The organism is Blautia sp. JLR.GB0024, assembly GCF_037000545.1.
GTDB classification, from domain to species: Bacteria; Bacillota; Clostridia; order Lachnospirales; family Lachnospiraceae; genus Blautia; species Blautia celeris.
Genome location: NZ_JBANBF010000023.1, coordinates 24,333 through 47,726, shown reverse-complemented (window position 1 = coordinate 47,726; position 23,394 = coordinate 24,333). Strand labels below are relative to the sequence as shown.

General features: G+C 48.0%; 23 protein-coding genes and 1 tRNA gene. 19 read left to right on the top strand and 5 right to left on the bottom strand.

Translation table 11 applies throughout. The features are described 5' to 3' along the window. The 7 genes from V8Q34_RS25725 to V8Q34_RS25695 all read left to right on the top strand — a co-directional run. A partial coding sequence (locus V8Q34_RS25725) for an Rpn family recombination-promoting nuclease/putative transposase (RefSeq protein ID WP_335836572.1) occupies positions 1-652 on the top strand: 652 nt, incomplete at its 5' end. Between the two features lie 417 nt (positions 653-1,069). Then, entirely contained in the window at positions 1,070-1,453 is a 384-nt protein-coding gene (locus V8Q34_RS25720) for a VOC family protein (protein ID WP_033140236.1), read from the top strand. A gap of 12 nt (positions 1,454-1,465) precedes the next feature. Further along, complete coding sequence (locus tag V8Q34_RS25715) at positions 1,466-2,542, top strand: Gfo/Idh/MocA family protein (RefSeq protein WP_335836571.1); 1,077 nt, start codon at positions 1,466-1,468, stop codon at positions 2,540-2,542. A 70-nt stretch (positions 2,543-2,612) separates the two neighbouring features. Continuing rightward, entirely contained in the window at positions 2,613-3,662 is a 1,050-nt protein-coding gene (gene rsmH / locus V8Q34_RS25710; protein WP_033140234.1) for a 16S rRNA (cytosine(1402)-N(4))-methyltransferase RsmH, read from the top strand. A gap of 157 nt (positions 3,663-3,819) precedes the next feature. Next, complete coding sequence (locus V8Q34_RS25705; protein ID WP_335836570.1) at positions 3,820-4,671, top strand: metallophosphoesterase; 852 nt, start codon at positions 3,820-3,822, stop codon at positions 4,669-4,671. Between the two features lie 20 nt (positions 4,672-4,691). Continuing rightward, entirely contained in the window at positions 4,692-5,342 is a 651-nt protein-coding gene (locus V8Q34_RS25700; protein ID WP_227210229.1) for a response regulator transcription factor, read from the top strand. Continuing rightward, on the top strand, positions 5,335-6,714 hold the full coding sequence (locus tag V8Q34_RS25695) for a sensor histidine kinase (RefSeq protein WP_227210230.1): 1,380 nt from the start codon (positions 5,335-5,337) through the stop codon (positions 6,712-6,714). Before V8Q34_RS25700 ends, V8Q34_RS25695 begins: the two co-directional genes overlap by 8 nt. A gap of 87 nt (positions 6,715-6,801) precedes the next feature. On the opposite strand, the gene V8Q34_RS25690 is transcribed toward V8Q34_RS25695, so the two are convergent. From V8Q34_RS25690 to V8Q34_RS25675, 4 genes are all read right to left on the bottom strand, one after another. Next, positions 6,802-7,419, bottom strand: coding sequence for a sugar O-acetyltransferase (locus tag V8Q34_RS25690; RefSeq protein WP_033140230.1), 618 nt, complete (start codon positions 7,417-7,419; stop codon positions 6,802-6,804). 6 nt (positions 7,420-7,425) lie between these two features. Beyond that, on the bottom strand, positions 7,426-8,913 hold the full coding sequence (gene malQ / locus V8Q34_RS25685) for a 4-alpha-glucanotransferase (protein ID WP_033140229.1): 1,488 nt from the start codon (positions 8,911-8,913) through the stop codon (positions 7,426-7,428). 149 nt (positions 8,914-9,062) lie between these two features. Next, complete coding sequence (locus tag V8Q34_RS25680; RefSeq protein WP_227210231.1) at positions 9,063-10,736, bottom strand: alpha-glucosidase; 1,674 nt, start codon at positions 10,734-10,736, stop codon at positions 9,063-9,065. Between the two features lie 123 nt (positions 10,737-10,859). Then, positions 10,860-11,789 (bottom strand): helix-turn-helix domain-containing protein, encoded by a 930-nt coding sequence (locus V8Q34_RS25675; RefSeq protein ID WP_148393395.1) that lies wholly within the window; start codon positions 11,787-11,789, stop codon positions 10,860-10,862. A 651-nt stretch (positions 11,790-12,440) separates the two neighbouring features. Here V8Q34_RS25675 and V8Q34_RS25670 point away from each other — a divergent pair. The 3 genes from V8Q34_RS25670 (at position 12,441) to V8Q34_RS25660 (ending at position 16,019) form a co-directional block, all read left to right on the top strand. After that, positions 12,441-12,977, top strand: a complete 537-nt coding sequence (locus tag V8Q34_RS25670; RefSeq protein WP_335836569.1) for a MerR family transcriptional regulator — start codon at positions 12,441-12,443, stop codon at positions 12,975-12,977. Beyond that, the gene (locus V8Q34_RS25665; protein WP_335836573.1) at positions 12,866-13,096 is read left to right on the top strand and encodes a TipAS antibiotic-recognition domain-containing protein; all 231 of its coding nucleotides are present in this window, start codon (positions 12,866-12,868) and stop codon (positions 13,094-13,096) included. The genes V8Q34_RS25670 and V8Q34_RS25665 overlap by 112 nt, the downstream gene beginning before the upstream one ends. Before the next feature lie 160 nt (positions 13,097-13,256). Continuing rightward, complete coding sequence (locus tag V8Q34_RS25660; RefSeq protein ID WP_335836568.1) at positions 13,257-16,019, top strand: glycoside hydrolase family 3 protein; 2,763 nt, start codon at positions 13,257-13,259, stop codon at positions 16,017-16,019. Between the two features lie 215 nt (positions 16,020-16,234). Here V8Q34_RS25660 and V8Q34_RS25655 read toward each other — a convergent pair. After that, positions 16,235-16,308: transfer RNA gene (locus tag V8Q34_RS25655), tRNA-Met, on the bottom strand. Positions 16,309-16,532: 224 nt separating this feature from the next. On the opposite strand from V8Q34_RS25655, the gene V8Q34_RS25650 reads away from it, so the two are divergent. The 9 genes from V8Q34_RS25650 to V8Q34_RS25610 all read left to right on the top strand — a co-directional run bounded on the left by V8Q34_RS25650 (position 16,533) and on the right by V8Q34_RS25610 (position 23,263). Next, positions 16,533-17,756, top strand: coding sequence for a hypothetical protein (locus V8Q34_RS25650; protein WP_335836567.1), 1,224 nt, complete (start codon positions 16,533-16,535; stop codon positions 17,754-17,756). A gap of 12 nt (positions 17,757-17,768) precedes the next feature. After that, the gene (gene srtB, locus V8Q34_RS25645; protein WP_335836566.1) at positions 17,769-18,575 is read left to right on the top strand and encodes a class B sortase; all 807 of its coding nucleotides are present in this window, start codon (positions 17,769-17,771) and stop codon (positions 18,573-18,575) included. Then, positions 18,575-19,300: an NAD-dependent protein deacylase gene (locus tag V8Q34_RS25640; protein WP_033140222.1), complete on the top strand. Its 726-nt coding sequence runs from the start codon at positions 18,575-18,577 to the stop codon at positions 19,298-19,300. The genes srtB and V8Q34_RS25640 overlap by 1 nt, the downstream gene beginning before the upstream one ends. Before the next feature lie 32 nt (positions 19,301-19,332). After that, entirely contained in the window at positions 19,333-19,521 is a 189-nt protein-coding gene (locus tag V8Q34_RS25635; RefSeq protein ID WP_033140221.1) for a DUF951 domain-containing protein, read from the top strand. Between the two features lie 102 nt (positions 19,522-19,623). Continuing rightward, positions 19,624-19,911 (top strand): 30S ribosomal protein S6, encoded by a 288-nt coding sequence (gene rpsF / locus V8Q34_RS25630; RefSeq protein ID WP_033140220.1) that lies wholly within the window; start codon positions 19,624-19,626, stop codon positions 19,909-19,911. A 100-nt stretch (positions 19,912-20,011) separates the two neighbouring features. Continuing rightward, the gene (locus V8Q34_RS25625; RefSeq protein WP_033140219.1) at positions 20,012-20,476 is read left to right on the top strand and encodes a single-stranded DNA-binding protein; all 465 of its coding nucleotides are present in this window, start codon (positions 20,012-20,014) and stop codon (positions 20,474-20,476) included. A 34-nt stretch (positions 20,477-20,510) separates the two neighbouring features. Next, positions 20,511-20,774, top strand: coding sequence for a 30S ribosomal protein S18 (gene rpsR, locus V8Q34_RS25620; protein ID WP_033140218.1), 264 nt, complete (start codon positions 20,511-20,513; stop codon positions 20,772-20,774). A 178-nt stretch (positions 20,775-20,952) separates the two neighbouring features. After that, positions 20,953-21,654 (top strand): response regulator transcription factor, encoded by a 702-nt coding sequence (locus V8Q34_RS25615; RefSeq protein WP_335836565.1) that lies wholly within the window; start codon positions 20,953-20,955, stop codon positions 21,652-21,654. Next, positions 21,641-23,263 carry a sensor histidine kinase gene (locus V8Q34_RS25610; protein WP_103731754.1) on the top strand — a complete coding sequence of 541 codons (1,623 nt, stop codon included), beginning with the start codon at positions 21,641-21,643 and terminating at the stop codon, positions 23,261-23,263. Before V8Q34_RS25615 ends, V8Q34_RS25610 begins: the two co-directional genes overlap by 14 nt. Positions 23,264-23,394: the final 131 nt, after the last annotated feature.

The window sequence follows — 23,394 nt, the reverse complement described above, 5'->3', positions numbered from 1 at the left end:
TGAAATGCAGGTAGCAAAAAAATCCCATCTGGGAAAAAGAGCCCGATATTATCACAGCCAAATGGATATGGAACTGCTGCTGACGGGAGAAGACTACAGGGAACTTCCTGCGGCCTATGTGATTTTTATCTGCGATTTTGATCCATTCGGGCAGAAAAAGTACCGCTATACTTTCCAAAACATCTGCACGGAGACAGGCTTATCCATTGCAGACGGAAGCACTACTATTTTTTTGAGCACATGCGGAAACAATACGGCAGAGGTGCCTGAAAAACTTGTTAAATTTCTTGAATTTGTCAGAGCCGGCGAGGCAGACAGTACCCGGGACTACCAGGACAGCTTTATCAGAAAGATTCAGAAGTCCATGGAGGATATCAGAAGCAGCCGGGAAATGGAGGAGAAGTTTATGCTGCTGGAAGAGTTATTGAAGGATGAACGTGCAGAAGGCAGAGTGGAGGGCAGAGCAGAAGGCAAAGCGCTGGGCAAAGCGGAATCTATCCTGCTTTTGCTGCAGGATTCAGGTATGATACCGGATGAACTCAGAAGTAAAATCCTGGAGGAACAGGATACGGATATCCTTTCAAAATATCTGAAGCTGGCGGCACGCGCGGAGTCAGTTGCAGAGTTTATGAAAGAAATGGATAAAATCTAAACGGCGTTTTAAAATTATCATATAAGGATGCTGCGGCCATTTGCCTGCAGCATCCCTGTCTTACAATTCTATGCCATATCCGGCATATGACAAACCCTATCATCAATTATATTTGTAACCATCCGGCCGTCAGAAGCATTCGCGGCATTTGCCTATGAAAAAACGCTTTGCCACGGGGCAGATATCTGCTTCCGTTATTCTTATGTACGGTCAGTACACAAAATGCGCAGGACCCGACCGGACAGTTACATATATTTTTATATGACGGGCAGAGGAATTCTGATAGCCAGTTTCCCCGAATTATGATAGTATAAAACTACACGATTGCCCCACAGCAGAATGCCGGGCATGATCGGTTGTGCCAGAAAATAGTATAAGAAAACAGTACAGGCATCACATAAGAAAAGGAGAATGCATATGATGAAAAATTATGTTACAGGACTGCAGCATATTGGAATTCCCACAAATGATATAAAGAAAAGTCTTGAGTTTTATGAAAAACTGGGATTTGAAAATATTTATCAGGTAAAAAACGGGGCAGAGACTGTGGCCTTCCTGAGATATGAAAATTTAACACTGGAAATATATGAAAATGGTGCCGCGTCGGAGCGTGACGGCAGTGTGGATCATTTTGCGCTTGACACAAAACATGTGGAAGAGCTGTATGAGAAAATGAAACAGGAGGGATATACCATGCTGACCCCGGGAATCAACAGTCTTCCTTTTTGGGAAAAAGGAATCAAATTTTTTATCATTGAAGGGCCGAACAGAGAAAGAATCGAGTTCTGTGAGATTCTGTAGGAGGAGATGGGTATGAAAAGAGCAGTATTTGGTATTGTGGGCGCCGGATGGAGGGCTGAATTTTTCCTGAGGGCGGCAAAAGAGCTTCCGGAATTTTTTCATGTGAGCATTGTGGTGGAGCGGAATCCGGAAAAAGCAAAACGGCTGGAGCGTCAATGGGGCGTTAAGGTTCTGCCTGACCTGGATGCGCTTGCCAAGTGCAGGGAAGAGGTGGAATTTGTGGTCATGTGCCTCTCCCCGGATGTGATGCCGGCGATGCTTAATAAGGCTTCTGATCTGGGCTTTTATGTGCTCAGCGAGACATTTGCGCTGAACTGCGCAGATGCCATTGAGGAGTATTATCACGGGATTAAGGATCCATCCAGAGTGCAGTTCGCAGAGCAGTATTGGCTGCGGCCCGCCCATATGGCGAGGATGGCTGTCATTGAGTCGGGAAGGATCGGCCGTGTGACACAGGCACAGATTTCCGTGGGCCATGGATATCACGGTGTCAGCCTGCTCAGAAAATATCTGGATGTGGGATTTGAAAACTGTGTGATTCGGGCATGGGAATTTACCAATCCCATTGTGGAAGGCCCGGGACGCGCCGGATATCCCGAGAAAGAGCAGATCATACAGGACAGACAGCAGTTTGCAGTGCTTGATTTTGGCAGCAAATGGGGCGTGTTTGATTTTACGGAAGAACAGTATTTTTCAAAAATCCGGGGCAGCAGAGTGCTGATCCGAGGTGACAGAGGGGAAATAGAAAACAATACCGTCCGCTGTCTGAAAGATTACAAAACACCGGTGGAATACAATATGACAAGAAGCGGTTCCGGTATAGACGAGGGACTTGGCGCTCCGGTCATAGAGGGAATCCAGGCAGCCGGAGAATGGCTGTACCTTAATCCATTCGGAAGGCCGAGACTCAGTGACGAGGAAATTGCCATAGCAGATACTGTCTGGAAAATGCATCAGTATGTATGCGGTGGTGAGAGTTTCTATTCCCTGGAGGAAGCCTGTCAGGACCAGTATCTTGACTGTATGATAAAAAGCGCAGTCAAGTCAGGGGAGAGCGTAAAGACCCGGAGCCATAGCTGGACAAAATAAGGAAAAGACAGGTTCAGCAGCCGGGAGAACGGAACCGTTCCCCATTTTGTATATAAAAGGAGCAGCAGCAATGGAAAAGAAAGAACAGCAGCACAAGCGCCGTGTCCGCTATAAAGGCACCCATCCAAGAAATTATAAAGAAAAATATAAAGAACTGCAGCCGGAGAAATACGCGGATACCATCCAAAAGGTCATTGAAAAAGGCAGTACACCTGCCGGAATGCACATTTCCATTATGGTAAAGGAAATCCTGGATTTTCTGCAGATACAGCCGGGGCAGACAGGTCTGGATGCAACCCTCGGGTACGGCGGACACACGTCGGAAATGCTGAAATGCCTGCAGGCAGAAGGCCATATTTATGCCCTGGATGTGGACCCCATTGAGATGGAAAAGACGAGAGAGCGGCTGCAGAAAAAAGGATACGGCCCTGAGATACTTACCATCATACAGAAAAATTTCGCTGATATTGACCAGGTGGCAGAACAGGCCGGAAAGTTTGATTTTGTTCTGGCGGATTTGGGTGTTTCCTCCATGCAGATAGACAATCCGGACAGAGGATTTTCCTACAAAACGGACGGGCCTCTGGATCTGAGGCTGAACCCCCAAAAGGGTGTCTCCGCTGCGCAGCGCCTTAAGGAAGTGACCCAGGAAGAACTGGAGGGAATGCTGGTAGAAAATTCAGACGAGCCTTTTGCAGAGGAGATCGCCAGGGCTGTTATGCAGGAATTAAAAAAAGGAAATGAGGTGTCCACCACCACACAGCTTCGCAGAATCATCGAGAAAGCACTCTGCCGTGTACCGGAAAAGGAGCGGGAGGAGGCTGTGAAAAAATCCTGCCAGAGAACCTTCCAGGCACTCAGGATTGATGTGAACAGCGAGTTTGAGGTGCTGGAAGCCTTTCTGGAGAAGCTGCCCGATGTTCTGGCAGAGGGCGGCCGCGCGGCTATTCTGACCTTTCATTCAGGGGAGGACAGGCTTGTGAAAAAATCCTTCAAGCAGCTTTGCAAAGCAGGTGTATACAGGGAAGTATCCACAGAAGTGATCCGGCCGTCCGCAGAGGAATGCAGAAGAAATCCACGTGCAAGGTCTACAAAAATGCGCTGGGCCGTCAAAGCATAACAAGAAGCTTAAAGACCACGGCATGGAGATTCATAAGCAATTATGGCCTCCATGCCGTTTTTTGTAACATGGCTGTCACAACTCTTTTTTATCCTTTAACAGGATGGATGAAGAAAACAATTTGATTCCATACTGAGAAAGGGAGTAAAAATGAATTATGAAAATATTAAAGAAACTGATTTTCGCCGTTTGTCTGTTATTTCTTCTGGCCGCAGGCTGTATCTTCTATGCATTTCGGATCGAACCGTTCCGGATCAGCGTCAATACCTTTGCCATGGGGGCAGAAGAAAGCAGTGCAGAACCTGTAAAGATCGTTCAGATCTCAGATATTCATATAAAGGAGGACTTCACATACAAAAATCTGGAGAAAATAGTGGAGAGATGCAATCGCCTGTCACCGGATTTTGTTGTCTTTACAGGAGATTTATATGATAATTATGCAAAATACAGCGATGACAGCCGCATTATCTCCGAATTGAAAAAGCTGCATGCGGAATATGGAAAGATCGCCATATGGGGAAACAGGGACTACGGCGGCGGTGCGGTGCGAAAATATCAGGAGATCATGGAACTTTCGGGGTTTACATTACTTAAAAATGAGAGTATGTTCATTACAACGAAGAACGGGAAAAAAATACAGTTTACAGGTCTGGATGATGCTCTTCTGGGGCAGCCGTCCATGCCGGATATGACCGGAACGGACGCGGCGGATTTTAAGATCCTCCTGACCCATGAGCCGGACAGCGTCCTGACGTTTCCGGACAGCGGTCATCCACTGATCTTAAGCGGGCACAGCCATGGAGGGCAGGTCAGGATTCCGTTTCTTCCCTTTGTAAACGAAAGGGCCGTGGCAGCGACCTCCCTCTCCTCCAAATACAGCGGAGGGATGTACCGGGTGGGAGAGGAGGGGAAACAGAAGCTGTATGTAAATACCGGACTTGGGACTACCCATATTTCCGCCCGCTTTGGTGTGGTTCCGGAAATCACAGTGTTTGAAATTTATATCTGAATATTGGGGAGAGAAAACATATGAAGGTTTTGATCGCAGAAGATGATGAAAATATGAGCCGTATTTTAAAGCTGTATCTGGAGAGAGAGGGGTACACCGTGCAGACTGTTTTTAACGGGGAGGACGCGCTTGATTATTTTGAAACGGATGGGGCGGACCTGATGATCTTAGACTGGATGATGCCCGGAAGAGACGGACTTTCTGTGTGCAGGGAGATCCGCCGTATGAAAATTCCGGTGAAGATCATCATGCTCACCGCAAAGTCAGCAGCAGCCAGTGAATTACAGGGCCTTGTCACAGGGGCAGACGATTATATCAGGAAACCTTTTGATATGGAGATCCTGCTGGTGCGCATAAAAAAACTGTGCAATATGGAATCCATCCTGCGCTGCGGAGCGGTTTCCCTGAATCCCCAGACTCATGAGGTGCGGATGGACCAAAAGAAGGTGAATCTGACGAAAAAGGAATACGATCTGCTTCATTATTTTCTCGTGAATAAGAACATGATCCTGTCCAGGGAACAGATTCTGGACAGCGTCTGGGGGATGGATTACGCAGGGGATGTGCGGACCGTGGATACGCATATCCGGCGTCTGAGAAAAAAAATCGGTGATTCCTGCATCAAAACCAGTTTTGGCTCAGGCTATAGGATGGAGGAAGCTTATGAATAAGCTATCACAAAAATTCATGGCAGGCATTCTTGTCATACTGTCCGTTTCCACCTGTGCATCAGCCCTGTTAAACGCCGGTTTTGTGGATAAATATTATCTGCACCAGAAAAAAAAGAGTCTCTCTGAGATCTGCGGCAGGCTCATGGAAGCAGTGGATGACGGCGTACCCTATGAAGAGGCAATTCGGGAAATTGAGGCGGAAAATAAAGTGATAGCCGTATCCGCAGACAGCCGCAGCTCGGACAATGACATGATCAATTATGAAATAAGAGATGCTTTTCAGGTAAAAGGTGTTGGGTTTCAGAAGTTCTGGCTGTGGGAAGAAGATTACAAAGAGGTGATGCGTGGGAAGAACAGAATCCGCCTCTACAGCCAGGAAAAATTAAATTACAGTCTGCTTGTGGAATACGCTGCCGGGGACTCCAGACTGTTTTCAGTTGCCATGATCCTTCCGGATATAAAAGATGCGGTCCGGATCATGAACGCATGTACGGTATCCATTAGTTTCCTTACCATTTTACTGTCTCTTCTGTTTATTTTTATTCTGGTGAGAAGGGTGACCGCGCCGCTGAAACAATTCGATGCCTTTGCTGCCTCCATGGGAAGAAACGAATTTCATCCGCTGGAGATCCAGACGAATGATGAACTGGAGAGGGCAGCCGCCAATCTCAATGCCATGGGAAACCAGATCACGGCCTACCAGAAATCCCTGCAGAATAAAAATGAACAGATGGAACAGCTTCTGGACAATGTCGCCCACGATCTGAAAACGCCGGTTTCCCTGATCAGGCTCTATGCAGACGGGATAAAAGACGGTCTGGATGACGGCACCTTTCTGGACACGATCATGCAGCAGAGCAGTCAGATGGACCGGATGATAAACAGGCTGCTGTTTTTGACCCGCATTGAGAAAAAAGAGCCATCCCTTGAACCATATGATCTCAGTGACATGCTGCAGGATATCCTGGAATCCTGCACGCCGCTTTCGAAAGAGCAGAATCTGGAATTTGTCCCGGATATCCAAGCGCAGACTGTGGTGACAACAAACGGAGAGTGGATGGAATCTGTTTTTTCCAACCTGATCACAAACGCCGTAAAATACGCTTCCGGTCATAAGATATGGATCACCCTGCAGAAAAACGCCGAACAGGTGGTTTTCATCATAAAAAATGAGTGCCGGAAGGAACACCTGAATCTGGAGAAAATATGGGATCCATACTATGTGGGAGAGCAGTCACGCAATAAACATCTTTCCGGGACAGGACTGGGCCTTACGATGGTGAAGAAAATGGTGCAGAAGCTAAACTGCGAGATAACCTGTACCTTAGAAGACGAAATGCTCTCTTTTATCCTGAAGATACCCCTGGATTGATCCAAAGAGACATCGGATCTTCCGGAACGATAAAACCCGTACCAAAAGACTGCCGTAATGCAGCCTTATGATACGGGCTTTTTATGCTTATTCTGTAATCTCTCCGCCGGTCTCAAAGAGGCGGTCTTTGAAATAATATTTCTTATCCTCATCCGTGATCTCTTTGATGACCCTGGCCGGATTTCCCACGGCCACGCTGTTGTCCGGGATATCCTTTGTGACAACACTGCCGGAGCCGATCACCACATTGTTTCCAATATGCACGCCCGGATTGATCACCACATTGCCGCCTACCCATACATTGTCACCGATGGATATTCCGATACCATATTCCCAGCCGGAATTTCTGGTTTCCGGGTGCAGGGGATGGCCGGCAGTGTAGATGGAGACATTGGGGGCAAACATAACATTTTTTCCGATGGTCACTTTAGCGACATCTAAAATCACACAGTTGGCATTGGCGAAGAAGTTTTCACCCACTTCCGTGTTGCTGCCGTAATCAAAATAGATGGGCTGTTCCATCCAGACATTCTCTCCGGTCTTTCCCAGCAGTTCCTTTAAGATGGCAACTCTTTTTTCTCCCTGGGAAGGGCGGCACTGGTTAAAGTCATAGCAAAGCTCTTTTGCTTTTGCACGCTCTTCGGTAAGCACGGTATCTGCCGGGTAGTAGAGCATTTCTTTCAGCATGCGTTCTTTTTGCGTCATAATCTGTTACCTTTCATAAATTCTTGTGATTTTCCGTATCCGGTTCTGTAAATCCTGCGAAAATTCACCGGGCAGGAGCCGCCACTTCCAGTTTTCACCCAGAGTGGACGGGGTGTTCATGCGGCAGTCATTGCCAAGGCCCAGGTAATCCTGCATGGGGATGATGCACAGGCGTGCGCAGCTTCCCATGACCCGGCAGATGACCTCCCAGTACAGACTTCTGTCTGCAGTAGTGTAGTCGTGCAGGTAATCACGCAGCATTTCCTTTTCCTTCGCTGAAATATCCTGGTACCAACCATTTAATGTGGCATTGTCATGGGTGCCTGTATAGACCACGGAATTCTCAGGATAATTGTGGGGCAGGTAGTCACTGGCACATCCCGTATCCCTGGTGTCAAAGGCAAATTCAAACACTTTCATGCCGGGAAATCCGCTTTCCCAGACCATATGGCGCACAGAATCGGTCACATATCCCAGATCTTCGGCAATGACATCTCTCCAGCCAAGGACTTCCTTCATTTTGTTGAAAATCTCCATGCCGGGGCCTTTTTCCCAGTGCCCGTTCCAGGCGGTGGTGTCTCCGTAGGGAATGGAAAAATATTCGTCAAATCCCCGGAAATGGTCGATTCTCACCACGTCATAGAGCCGGAAGGTGTAGGAGAGACGTTCCATCCACCAGGCAAATCCGGTGTTTCTATGGTAATCCCAGCGGTAAAGAGGATTGCCCCAGAGCTGGCCGTCTGCGGCGAATCCATCGGGCGGACAGCCGGCTACAGCCACGGGCACATTATCTTCGTCAAGCTGGAACAGCTCCGGATGTGCCCAGGTATCAGCACTATCGTAGGCAACATAGATGGGGATATCCCCGATGATCCGGATGCCCTTTTGGTTTGCATAGGATTTCAGCTTCTGCCACTGGCAGGTGAACTGAAACTGCATATATTTGTAAAATTCGATATCAAAATACAGTTTTTCCCTGTAGTAGTCCAGGGCATATCCATAGCGTTTTCTGATATCCTCCGGCCATTGGTCCCAGCATTCATCCCCGAAGAAATTCTTCACTGCCATGAAGAGCGCATAGTCCTCAAGCCACCAGGAATTATCGGAACAAAAAGTCAGAAAATCCTGATTCTGTGATACATTGCTCCGCTCGTATGCTGTGCGGAGCAGTTTAAAACGCGCTTTGTATATCTTTCCGTAGTCCACAGACCTGGGATCGCTGCCGAAGTCAGCATCGTCGCATTCTTCCTGCGAGAGTACACCCTCGCTGATCAGAACCTCCAGGTCAATAAAGTAAGGATTGCCTGCATAGGTGGAGAATGACTGGTAAGGTGAATCTCCGTAGCTAGTGGGACCCAGAGGCAGAATCTGCCAGTATTTCTGCCCGGCAGATGCGAGCTGGTCCGCAAATGTATAGGCTTCTTTTGAAAAACAGCCGATTCCGTAGCCTGACGGAAGGCTGGATATGGGAAGTAAAATTCCGCTTTCTCTCATAGGTAAAACCCCCTGATCGTATTCAGAGCCGGCGGATGTACCGCTTGGGCTTATGGGGTTATTTTATCATAGATGCAGCGGAAATGGAAACCTATTTGTAACGAATCAGCAGGTCTGCCCGTAACTGTGAGGGTACCCAACCGTTACAGTTATTTCTCCAGTTCCAGCACCAATACCTGGTAGCTGTGTAAGGTTATGGAATGATCTGTAAGGTTCATATCAGGATAGTTGTTGATCAGGACCTTTTTGCAGGCAGCAGGCAGTTCTATGGTCTGCTCCTCCTTCTGGTAATTGCCGATCACAAGCAGGTCCTTGTCACCTCTGCGGAAATAGGACATAAGGTTGTGGCGCTCCTCGAGATAGGGAACCAGCTCCCCGTACACTACGGTTTCCTGATATTCCGGATCTTTTCTCAGGGCGATCAGTGCCTTATAGAAAGCGTACACGGAATTTTCATCATGGATCTGGGATTCCACATTGATCTCTGTGTAGTTGGGATTGAGGATAAGCCATGGTTTACCTGTAGTGAAGCCGGCGTTCTCCCGACTGTTCCACTGCATGGGAGATCTGGCGTTGTCACGGTTGTAGGTTGCCATGATCTTCAGCGCCTCTTCCTCAGAATATCCGGCCTCCCGTGCTACGTGGTACTGGTCAAGAGCGCTGATATCGTCAACCTCCTCCAGTGGGATCACACCCAGGTTTTCCATGCCGATCTCCTGTCCCTGATAGATGAAAGGAAGGCCTTTCAGCATGAAATACAGAGCAGCCAGCATTTTTTTGCTGGTATCGCAGCAGTCACCTTCCGGAATATAGTAGCTGACACCCCGGGGCTCGTCATGGTTTTCAATGATGTTGGATAAAAATCCGATGTCACCTACGCGCTTTTGGGAGTGGAAGCAGCATTTCTTGTAGTCATCCGGTGTGATGTGTTTACAGTCATACCATCCCTTTTCACTCTTGCCGAAAGAGGTTTCAGCAAAGTCAAACATGGAGGAGAAGTAGCCGTTGTCTCCGATGAAATCAGGGATCTCCTCTTCTTTTTCATTGAAGACTTCACCTACCGTAAACGCGTCGTGGGGCTTGAAGGTGCGGTCACGCATTTCGCCCAGAAATTCACCAACCCCTGTGGCATCCTCCAGCATATTGTCAATGAGGCTCAATCCGTCTTCGCGGTCAACCGGATAATTTTTATAAGGAAGCTTTTTCTTGATATTGATGATCGCGTCAATGCGGAACCCGCCAAGGCCCTTGTCCAGCCACCAGTTGATGTTTTTGTAAACCTCTTCCCTGACGGCTTCGTTTTCCCAGTTCAGGTCCGGCTGTTTTTTGTGGAACACGTGCATGTACTGCTTGTCCGGGCGTCCGGGAAGGGGTTCCCACACAGAGCCGCCGAAGTAGCTTCTCCAGTTGCAGGGCAGTTCGCCTTCTTTTCTGTCCTCTATGTAGAAGAAGTTGCCGTATTCCCCGTCCGGGTCCGCGCAGGCCTTTTGGAACCATTCATGTTCATCGGAACAGTGGTTTACCACCAGGTCCATGAGAATGTACATACCGCGTTTTTCTGCCTCTTTCAGCAGGTGGTCCATATCCTCCATGGTGCCGAAGGAGGGGTCGATTTTATAGTAATCCGAGATATCATAACCCTGGTCTGCAAAAGGAGATGCATAGATGGGGGAAATCCAGATGATGTCCACACCCAAATCCTTTAAATAGTCCAGCTTGCTGATGATGCCCGGCAGATCACCGATGCCGTCTCCGTTGGAATCATAAAAACTTTTTGGATAAATCTGATATGCCACTTTGCCGTGCCACCATTTTCTTTGCATGTTCAATATACCTCCGTATGATCGATCTGATTTTTGGCGGCTTTCTTCTGCCGCCTGACGAGGATTATTATACTGACATTTGACACGGTTTGTCTTACGAATATTTGATTAAAAACTACGAAATTATGACTTTTCGCTGCGGAAAGTTTTTCTGTACTGCAGAGGCGTGGAGCCGGTCTTCTTACGGAACTCCCGAAGAAAATTCCCAAGATTGTTGAAACCGCAGTCCAGACAGATGTCCATGACCGGCAGCTCCGTGTCCTGGAGCAGGGTGATGGCGCGGCCGATGCGGTATTCATTGATATAGGTGACAGGCGTCCTGCCGATGGCCTTTTTAAAAAAGCGGCAGAAATACTGATCGTTCATGCCTGCCTGCCGGGCCAGGTCGTGGATATAGAATTTTTCCTGATAATGCTCATGGATGTATGCCAGGGAATTTTTGATGATTTCCACTCTGTAATCATCGGTTTTCTCCTGTGTGGTCAGCAGTCCCTCACCTGCCAGAATACCCAGTATTTTCAGGAGGCCGGCCCGGATAAAGAGCTGGGAGGGCAGGTCTTCCGTCACCGTCTGCCCTTCCTTGGAGAGGTAGGAACCACTCTGGTAAAATACGTTTACAATATCCAGATATTCTTTTTTGACTGCAGAAAAGGCGGGGTCCTTAGGACTCAGACACAGGGGGAAAAAGAGTTTTTTCTTTAACAGGGGCTGGAGGATACGGCTCTGGGCGATATCATAATTGTCAAAACTTAAAATGCGAGGGTGAAAGAGCACGGCAGATTCCAGGCAGGCGGACTTTGGATGGATGGAATGCAGATCCCCGGCATTGATGAAATAAAAACACTCCTCCTGTATGTGATAAGTCTCCATATTGACATCCAGTTCGAAGTCGCCCTTCATAAAATACAGGATTTCTACCTCGTCATGCCAGTGATGTTTTACCCCTTCCCAGTCTGTGACCTCGAAGATTTCATAGAGGCCGCAGGGGAAAGAGGCTGTGCCGTGGTCTTTCTGCTCCTTCAGATCCATATCAGAGTTGTCTGGTAATTTCATATGCTCCCCGCCTTTCCAGGGGCGTGTTTGTAACTATTTTAACGATTTGCGCCCCGTACTAAATCATTCTGATAAAAAGCATAGCACAGAATATTGGGAGCAACAAGGAAAATATGTGGGTATATGGCTGAACCGGACGTCATGGGGGCATGGGTATCTCTCACGCAGACACCCGCAATGCTCAGTCAAGCTAACCGTTAACTGCAACTAAGAGCACTCGGGAGAGCCCTCGTGTCTAAGTTTCCGTAAACGGTGGATCTTGCCATCGCTAAAAGCGCGGGAATGTCTGCATGAGAGATACCCATGCCCCCATGACTGTGCGTTGGAAGCGAGAATTTTAAAATATTATGTTTTTGAAATCTTCCGTTATCCAATATACAGTCACCCGGGCCCTGGCATCTCTTACGCAAACATTTGCCCGCGTATTTAGGGAGGACGAGATCCACCGTTTACGGAAACTTAGGCGCGAGGGCTTTCCCGAGCGTCTTAGTTGCAGTTAACGGTTAGCTCGGCCGAGCGTTGCGGGTGTTTGCGTAAGAGATGCCAGGGGCCGGGTGACGTCCGGTTAGGAAAAAACTTAAATATCCTCTTGACTCTGACGGAGCGTCATAGTGTAATCTGTAAATCAGGAAAGACAGGAGGAAGAAATATATGAGGACTGTAAAACAGGTTTCTGAAATGACAGGTATCAGCGTGCGCGCGCTTCATTATTATGATCAGATTGGTCTGTTAAGACCCACGGTATGTAATGAGGCGGGATACAGGTTTTATGACGATAAAGCCCTGGAGATTCTGCGGCAGATTCTATTCTTTCGGGAGTTTGATATGCCTCTGAAAGAAATAAAGGCCATTCTGGACAGTCCTGATTATGACCGGGAGCAGGTTTTGAGAAGCCAGAAAAGACTTCTGGAACTGAAAATGAAGCGCCTGGAACGCCTGATTTCCAACATGAATGACATTTTGAAAGGAGAAGACAAGATGGATTTTGATGTGTTCAGCAAAGCGGAAATTGAAGAGTTGCCGGTGCTGAGGTTGTGCAGGCATACCAGAACCGGCTTAATGATATCTGCAGCAGACTGGCAGCAAAAAGAGAGATGCCGCAGGATTCTTTTGAGGTCAAATCCCCTATCGGCGAGTATGAATTTGTTTCAAAACAGCTTTACCAGATATCCGACGCAGAGAAAATAATGCTGGAGCTGGCAGATCTTTACCGGGAAAACCAGGCAGCAAAAGAGGCATTTGACGGACAGTACGGGGAAGGTATGGCACAGTATTTTGCAGGGGCCATACGGGAATATTTTGAGTGATCGGAAGACAGCAGGCTGTCGGACGGAGTCCTTTCCGTCCGGCAGGCCTGTTTTTTCAGGTCAAAATCAGCCTAATATGTGTCAAAAACGTCATATTGTCTTTTACTCCGCGCGAAGGTAAAATGAAGAAAGAATAAATCACGCGGATAGGAGAAACAAAGTGGAAAATAAATATGTGATCAACTGGGAAAAATACGCCTCCCTTGCCCGTCAGGCAGCAGCAGAGGGAGCGGTATTGCTTAAAAATGACCATCAGGCCCTGCCCTTAAAAAAGGAGACGATTTCCGTATTCGGCAGGATCCAGTTCCATTATTATAAGAGCGGAACCGGTTCAGGAGGCCTTGTAAATGCAAAATATGTAGTGGGTATAACCGATGCCCTGCTGGAGGAAGAAAATCTGTCCGTCAATGAGGAACTGGCAGAGGTTTACCGTTCCTGGATCGCAGAGCATCCTTTTGACCAGGGAAGCGGCTGGGCGCAGGAGCCCTGGTGCCAGGAGGAAATGCCTCTGGAAGAAAAACTGGTGGAGGAGGCAGCGGCTAAATCCGACGCGGCAGTCATTGTGATCGGCCGTACTGCAGGGGAGGACAGGGACGCTTCGGCAGAGAAGGGAAGCTATCTTCTGACGGATTTGGAAGAGGATATGCTTTCTAAGGTGTGCCGTGCCTTTGAGAGAGTCATTGTTGTCCTGAATGTAGGAAATATCATTGACATGAAGTGGGTGGATAAATACAGACCATCCGCTGTTCTTTACACCTGGCAGGGAGGCCAGGAAGGCGGCCACAGTGTTGCAGATGTGCTGACAGGACGGGTAAATCCCTGCGGAAAACTGGCTGATACCATCGCACATGATATCTCTGACTACCCCTCCACAGAGAATTTCGGTGGAGATACCTTTGATCTCTACACAGAGGATATCTATGTGGGGTACCGTTATTTTGAGACGTTTGCCAGGGACAAAGTGCTGTATCCCTTTGGATTTGGTCTGTCTTATACCGGCTTTGGAATCACGTGCAGCCCGGCAGAACACCGGGATGGGGAGACAATAGTCCGTGTAAAGGTCACCAACATAGGCGCCCTTCCGGGAAAAGAAGTGGTGCAGGTATATGTAAATCCTCCCCAGGGAAAATTAGGGAAACCCCTTAGAAATCTCGCTGCGTTTGCCAAGACAAAATGCCTTGTTCCGGGAGAAGAACAGGAACTTACCTTAAAGTTTTCGGATTATGATATCGCCTCCTATGACGACAGCGGCGTGACAGGACACAAGTCCTGTTATGTTCTGGAGAAGGGCAGTTATGAAGTCTATGCAGGTACAGATGTGCGAAGCGCCGAAGCTGCCGGAAGCTTTGAGATTCCGGAGACAGAGGTGATTTCTGTCTGTACGGAAGCTGCCGGCCCGGTCAGGAAATTTGAGAGAATGCGCGTCGGAAAAGGTGGTGTTTTGGCGTGGGAAGAGGTGCCTGTACGCACTCATAAAATGCAGGAACGTGTGCAGACGGAAACGCTTCCGGACATTACTTACACAGGGGATAAAGGATACACACTGGGAGAAGTTTTTGACGGGGAACTGTCCCTGGATGAATTTCTGGCACAGCTTTCAGAGGAGGATCTGTGCTGCATCGTCAGAGGGGAAGGCATGTGTTCTCCAAAGGTAACGCCCGGAACTGCAGCGGCTTTCGGCGGTGTCACGGAATCCCTGCAGAGGTACGGCATTCCCTGCGGCTGCTGTGCGGATGGCCCTTCCGGTATCCGTATGGACTGCGGAACACCTGCATTTTCCATGCCGAACGGTACTTGTCTGGCCTGCACATTTGACACAGAGCTGTCAGAGGCCTTATACGAAATGGAAGGCGCCGAGCTCAGGAAAAATCGCATTGATACGCTTCTCGGCCCCGGAATCAATATCCACAGAAATCCCTTAAATGGACGTAACTTTGAATATTTCTCAGAGGACCCGTATCTGACCGGTATGATGGCATCCGCCCAGTTAAAGGGTATGGCACGCTATGGTGTAACAGGAACCGTGAAACATTTTGCGGCCAATAACCAGGAATACCACAGAAGACTTCTGGACTCCGTCATGTCAGAGCGGGCACTGAGGGAAATCTATCTCCGGGGCTTTGAGATTGCAGTAAAAGAGGGAAAAGCCTATTCCATCATGACCACCTACGGTGCAATAAACGGTCTGTGGACAGCCAGCAATTACGACCTTCTGACCACCATCCTGAGGAAAGAATGGAATTTTGACGGTATGGTTATGACTGACTGGTGGGCTGACTTAAACGACGAGGGAGGCCCTGCCTCCACGGATAATCTGGCCGCTATGGTACGGAGTCAGAATGATGTCTATATGGTGACACAGGATTCGCTCACAAATAAAGATAACCTGATGAAGAGCCTGAAAGAGGGAACTCTGAAACGCGGCGCTCTTCTGCGGAGTGCGGGAAATATCTGCCGCATGCTCATGAAATCTCCGGTGATGGAACGGTCCCTCGGCAGAATGTCCGAGGAGGAAAAAAAGGCCGGTGAAGTTATGGCCGGAGAGGACAAGGTGGATTTTGATATTACCTATCACAAGGTGGACGGAAAGCTGGTTCTGGACGGTACAGAGATAGATACGTCAAAAGGAAAAAGCGTGGTGTACGGGATTTTACTGGATACTTTCGGATCTTATACCGTGCGCCTGAAAGTAAAGGCAGACGGCAGTGAGCTGGCGCAGATTCCTGTCTCCGTATTTGCAAACGGGCACCTGGAGGGGACGATTACCATCAACGGAACGAATGGGGAGTGGATAGAGATAGAAAAAAACATTGGTCCGTTGTTCGGCCCTCATAACTATATAAGGCTGTATTTTGCACAGGGAGGAATGAAGATTCAGACCGTGACGGTGGAACTGCAGGAAGAGATAAGCAGAGGCTTTTAATAGGAAAAGGATGACACCGCATGCAGGCTGTTCCCACGTTTGGGGCGCGTGATACAGGCGGAAATATAGAACGCGGTATGATATATACGGCATGACGTTCAGAAGAGTGTAGAACCTTTGGAAGAGAAGGTTCTGCACTCTTTTTTTGCGGTACACAACCTGTAAGTTGTACACAAAAAAAGCCGGGAGACATTTCTCCTGGCCTTTTTTCAGAGTAGCGGGAGTAGGATTTGAACCTACGACCTTCGGGTTATGAGCCCGACGAGCTTCCAGACTGCTCCATCCCGCGTTATATATTTAAGTATATTCAGTATAGTCCCTTTTTATACTAATGTCAAGAAAATAAATCGAAGGCAAAAAGCCTTACTTCCCATGTCCTTTGGACGACGTTTCCCGGGGTGTCCAAAAGCTCTGCCGCCACTTTTCAAAAAAACCATTCAGTTTCCCCCGCAACTATGGTACAATAAAACAAAAACCAACCAACACACCAACAGCAGAAAGGCAGGAGAACAGATGGCGGGAAAATGTATCCTATGCGGTGGAAAATTAAGAAACGGAATCTGCACAGAATGTGGTATGGACAACAATAAATCGGATGCCGCATACCGTTCCCAGGTGAATCGCAGCCAGTGCGAGGATGTCCCCCTAACGCATGTGCACGGGGAGGAGAGCACAGAACTTTACAGGAAGCCGGCTCTGAACCATCCCCGTCAGCAGCAGTACAGCCCTTCGGGCCAGGGCGGGAACGCAGCGAAAAAAAACCAGGGAGCCGGAAAAGCTCCGGGAAAATATACTTTGAACGGCGGAAATACCAAAAACACAGTGGATTTCAACCGTTTACGTGATATGTCAAAAAGACCGGGAAGTTCCGGCATGTATTCGCCGGGCAGAGGACGGGGCAGCAACAAAGCGGGGATCACTGTGGTTGTGGTGGCAGTCCTGGCAGGCATGATCCTGGTGTCCATTGGCTATGCCAACAAGTCAGAGACCACTGTGACAACAGAAAAGATCATTAACGACCCGGATTACCAGGAACCGTTTGATTACCAGCAGCCCTACGATTATCCGGAATACACCTTCGATCCCTACCAGTACACTACAAAAGAACTGGCGCCGGATGGGGAGAACTGGGACACAGAACTGTCTGCGGGGGCGTACATGGTGGGATATGACATCCCGGAGGGCCGGTACGTTGCAGAGGGCGGCGAAGGCATGCGTCTGGAAGTGGCTGATATGGACAGTAATGTGTGGTTCAGCGAATATTTCGGTGAGGATGAGAACCAGGTACAGCAGTTAGATGACGTGAGATTGTTTACCGGTGCCATTGTCATGGTAAACGGCGGCGGAAATATACATATCACATCCGAAAACGCACAGACAGAAGCCGTTGTGACACCTTCCGCAAATCCACTGACAGAGGAGATCACACTGACGGACACCATGGTGGCAGGGGAAGATTTCCCGGAAGGGACCTACGATATTGTCATAGCTGCGGATGATTTTGGAATCGTGACCTATGAACTTCCAAAGGAACAGGGGCAGGAGTATGGACTGAACTTCAGTTTTCTGATGGATTCCAGTCCCAGCGGAGAGTATCCGGATTATACAAGAGAATATAAAAATGCGGTACTGCCCAAAGGCACCACAGTGACAGCGGATGAGCTGACCATAAAACTGGTCCCCAGCTCCAGGATTATTTCTGAGGACTACAATGCGTTTTACGATAACTACAGTTGATAGGAGACACCCATGAGTAGGAAGAATAAAAAGAAGACAACATTCGGAGGCATACTGCGGAATATCATTCTCATTGCAGCTATCTGTGTATTCCTTTTTTCCGCGTACCAGCTTGTTAATATTTATCTGGAGTACAAAAAAGGAACCGATGAATACGACAAGATAAGGGAATATGTAAAAGAACCCGAAGCCGGGAAAGAGGACAAAAAGGACGAACCCAAAGCCAAGGAGGAGGAGAAGAAGGAGGAGCTGATAGGCCCCCAGATCGACTTTGCCGGCCTCAAAGAGATCAATCCTGACATTGTGGGATGGATTCAGATGGAAGCCCTTGATGTGAGCTATCCTATCGTGAAGGGGACGGACAATGACCATTACCTCCATTATACTTTTGAGGGACAGCAGAATGCCGCAGGCGCCATTTTTATGGAACACACCAACAACAGCAATTTTGAAGACTGCAACACCATCATTTACGGGCATAATATGAAAAACGGTTCCATGTTCGGCACCTTCAGGACACTTCACGAGCCGGAAAACCTGACCAGTCCGTATCTGTGGATCTGTCTGCCGGATAAGAGCTACCGCTACGAGATATTTACGGTGCACACAACATCCGCCACGGGCGATACCTACACGCTTTTCAGCGCCCCGGATGACCAGTTCGCGCAGTATCTGAAGAAAATGCGGGATGCCTCAGAATTTGAGGTGGGCACTGAGCCCACCAAGGACGATAAGATCGTAACACTCTCAACCTGCACCGGAAATGATGCAACCAGATTTGTGATACAGGCCAGACGCCTGCCGGAGGTATATAAATAATGGAAGGGACGAAGAAGCTTCAGCAGATTATTTCAGAGAGCAGCAATATTGTATTTTTCGGAGGGGCCGGGGTCTCCACAGAGAGCGGTATCCCTGATTTCAGAAGTGTGGACGGCCTTTATCACCAGCAGTGGGAGTATCCGCCGGAGACCATTTTAAGCCATACCTTTTTCATGAGGAAACCGGAAGAATTTTATCGTTTTTATAAAGCCAAAATGCTCTGTGATACGGCGAAGCCAAATGCCGCGCACTTAAAACTGGCAGAGCTTGAAAAAGCAGGAAAGTTAAAAGCTGTCATTACCCAGAATATTGACAATCTTCATCAGATGGCCGGCAGCAGAAACGTGCTGGAGCTGCACGGAAGTGTATACCGCAACTACTGCATGAAATGCTGCACATCCTACGATTTTGCCTATATGAAGGCAGCAAAAGGCGTGCCGAAATGTGAAAAATGCGGCGGCATCATCAAGCCGGATGTGGTTCTCTATGAGGAGAGCCTGGACAACGGGACGATCACCAGAGCCGTGCAGGCCATCGCCGAGGCAGAGGTCCTGATCATCGGGGGAACTTCCCTGGCTGTCTATCCGGCAGCGTCCCTGATCGATTATTTCACCGGGAAGCACCTGGTAGTCATCAACCGGGATGCCACGCCCAGGGACCGGATGGCAGACCTTGTGATCAATGCGCCCATCGGGCAGGTATTCTCACAGATCCACGTGGAATAAAACAGAAAAGGCAGACAGAAAGGAAACCGGACATGGGTTACAGTTATGAAGTTGGAGATATTGTAAAACTGAAGAAACAGCACCCCTGTGGCAGCCAGGAATGGGAAATCCTCCGGGTAGGTGCTGATTTTCGACTGAAATGCACAGGATGTGGTCATCAGATCATGCTGGCGAGGAGAATTGTGGAGAAAAATACCAAAGATTTGAAAAAAAAGGCTTGAATATCCAGGAATGATGTGTTAGAATAAATCCTCGTGATATATTATTTATCCTTGTTCTCTGCATATCAGAGGGCCAGAAGACCATAAGGAGGTAAAAACAGCATGAACAAATATGAATTAGCATTAGTCGTTAATGCGAAGATCGAAGATGAAGCTCGTGCAGCAGTTGTGGAAAAAGCGAAAGGCTACATTACCCGTTACAACGGAGTTATTTCCGAAGTAGAAGAGTGGGGCAAAAAAAGATTAGCTTACGAAATCCAGAAAATGCGCGAAGGATATTACTACTTCATCCAGTTTGAAGCTGATGCAGCTTGCCCTGCAGAAGTAGAACGCCACATTCGCATCATGGACAATGTATTAAGATATTTAGTTGTTAGAAAAGACGCTTAATTCTTTCTGATGGCACAAAACGCGGATCCATTTAGAATTATGAAAGTAGATTTCTGATTCCCGATACTATGTGCAAGGTAAGAAATGATGAGGTAGAGATATGAACAAAGTAATTTTAATGGGTCGTTTAACCAGAGATCCTGAGGTGAGATACTCCGCAGGAGAAAACTCTATGGCAATTGCCAGATATACAATAGCCGTTGACCGCCGTTTCAAGAGAGACGGAGAAGCTACCGCAGACTTTATCGGATGTGTGGCTTTTGGAAGACAGGCTGAATTTGCAGAAAAATACTTCCGTCAGGGTATCAAGATCGCCATCAGCGGCAGAATCCAGACAGGCAGCTATGTGAACAAAGACGGCGTAAAAGTCTACACCACAGATGTTGTGGTTGAGGACCAGGAGTTCGCCGAGAGCAAAGCAGTCAGCGACAGCCATGTGGGACAGGCTGGCGGACAGGGAATGCAGGGCATGGGAATGCCTTCACCGACACCTGGTGCAGCATCCTCTGCAGACGGATTCATGAACATTCCGGACGGAATTGACGAAGAGTTACCGTTCAACTGATAAAGGACGGAATTTGATTAGGAGGTAAAAAATCATGGCTTACGAAAAAGGTAACAGACCGGATTCTCCGATGAAGAGAAGAGGCGGACGCAGAAGAAAAAAAGTTTGCGTGTTCTGTGGAAAAGAAAATAACGAAATCAACTACAAAGATGCAAATAAATTAAAAAGATATGTCTCTGAGAGAGGAAAAATCCTTCCGAGAAGAATCACAGGAAACTGTGCAAAACATCAGAGAGCTTTAACTGTAGAGATTAAGAGAGCAAGACATCTGGCAATTATGCCTTATGTTCAGGACTAATCTGCATACAGAAGCATTGTAGATAGGGCGCCGCTGCGTTGTGCAGCGGCGCTTTTTATATTTCTGAAGAAGTCCGGCAGACGCGGAAAGCACTCTTTTGGTTTCATCACACCAAAAAACGTGTTATAATGGGCACATCGGATGCGTTCGGTTATACAAAGGAAAGTGAGGCAGGTACATGAATTACAAAATTTTAATTGCTGAGGACGAACAGGACATTGCGGAGCTTTTAAAACTATATCTTGAGAATGAAGGCTACTGCGTCTTTGGGGCCGGCAATGGAGTGGAGGCGCTGAAGATTCTGGAGAGGGAGGATATCAGTCTGGCAGTGCTTGATATTATGATGCCCCGGATGGACGGATATGAGCTCACCCGGCGTATCCGGGAGACCAGCAATATCCCCATTCTGATTCTCTCCGCCAGGGATAAGAGCAATGATAAGATCCTTGGTCTGAATCTGGGAGCTGACGATTACATGGCGAAGCCTTTTGACCCGCTTGAGATTGTGGCAAGGGTGAATTCCAACCTCCGCCGTTTTTACCAGTTAAATACAGAGAAACCGAAACGGGAGGAATCCTATATTCTGAAGGTGGGGGATCTGAGCCTGGATACACAGACGCTTGTCCTGAAGAAAAAGGGCGAGGAGGTTCTGCTCACACCAATGGAGTACAAGATTCTGGCCCTGCTTATGAAAAAGCCGGGCACTATCTATACAAAGGTGCAGATTTACGAGAGCACCAGCGGGGAGTATTTTGAGAGCGATGACAACACGATCATGGTCCATATTTCCAATCTCAGGGATAAAATAGAAGATAACCCGAAAAATCCACGCTACATAAAAACCATAAGAGGAGTGGGTTACAAGATTGAAGACAGATAAGAGAAAAACAGGAAGCTTTCTGGCTCTTCTTATACAGAATTATGTGGGATTTACGCTGACCATACTCTGCATTTTGGCATTGATTTCCACTGTCATCAACAAAGGTTTTGAAAGGCGTCTGGACCTGCCCAGCACCAGTGTCCTGGAAGAAAATGAGGGGCTTTTAGAGGCAGGCAGTTATGATAAATTTCCTTATAAAAAGGTGCTTGGCAAAAGAGGAGACTTTGCAGTTCTGGATGAGGACTGTAAGGTGGTGTATAAGAGCAGTGACGAGATGGAGACGTCCTTCACTGCTGCGGAGCTGTACTGTATACCGGAAATGACACTCTGGGAGTTCACGGAGACGACAACCTTTACGAATCAGGAGGGAAAGAAACAGATCCTGGTGAAACGGTACGGGCAAATTCCCAGTCAGGATGGCGAAATGTATGAGGAGACAGAGAGTTTCATGATCCTGGATGAAAATTATAAGGTGCTGACCAATACCATGGACTTTCCTGCAAAGCGTCTCGGGGAGAGGGAACTGCAGTATATGACAGATTCGGTCTCAAAAAAATACGGATACCAGAAACATGTGTTTACCGGGGAGGACGGCAGAAAGTACACGGCAGTCTTCAAATATAAGAAGATAGATGACCCCAGTTACCGCCAAATTGTCTCTGCCCTGGAACGGCTCTGGCTGCTGACAATCCCGCTGTATATTATCGTTGTGGCCGTTTTTGTGCTCAAACTGAACCGGAAGGTAAAGGTGCCGCTTACTTCTCTGAGCCGCACCATCACCCAGTACCAGCAGGGGGAGAAGCCCAGCAATGAGTACAGAGGGCCAAATGAGTTCGTGGAGATAGGTGATGATTTTGTCAGACTTGCCAACCGGCTCAACGAGAGTGAGGAGAGGCGTCTGAAGGCAGACAGGGATAAGCAGAAGATGCTGGCTGACATTTCCCATGATTTAAAGACTCCTATCACGGTGATCCAGGGATATGCCAGGGCTATCTGTGACGGTATGATACCTGAGGAGCGGCGGGAACAGTATCTCAGGACCATTTATCTGAAATCCTCAGCTCTCAATGAACTGATCAACACCTTTTATGAGTACAGCAAACTGGAGCATCCTGATTTCAGCCCTACACTGAAAAGGGAAAATATCTGTGAGTTTGCCAGGGAATATTTGGCAGCCAAATACAATGAGATTGCTCTGGCCGGATTCGACCTGGAGGTGGACATTCCGGAGGAGCCTCTCTTTTGTGACATTGACGCACAGCAGTTCAGGCGCGTGTTTGAAAATATCATTGCCAATGCGCTGCGGCATAATCAGGAGGGAACCATACTGCGCTTTAAGATCGCGGCTGAGGGAAACAGCATCAAGATCACCATTTCGGACAACGGAAAGGGAATCCCTCCGGAGATTGCGGATGTTATCTTTGAACCCTTCACTGTGGGGGATGAGTCCCGCAACAGCAAGCAGGGAACCGGTCTGGGGCTTGCCATTGCCAAAAAGATCGTGAAATCCCATAAGGGATATATCAGCCTTTCCAAAAAACCGGAAAAGGGAATGTCCACAGAGTTTATCATATGGATGAAAATGGGAGAAACGCTGTCTGAGACATGACGGCGTTTTTCTGCTTTTGATCCCGGCACAAGGGTTCGTCATTTTGCACGAAAATGGGAACTGCAATTTAAAGTTGTGCATCACCGTATTTGATGGTATAATATTAAAGTACATTTTCATCCGGCAACGCA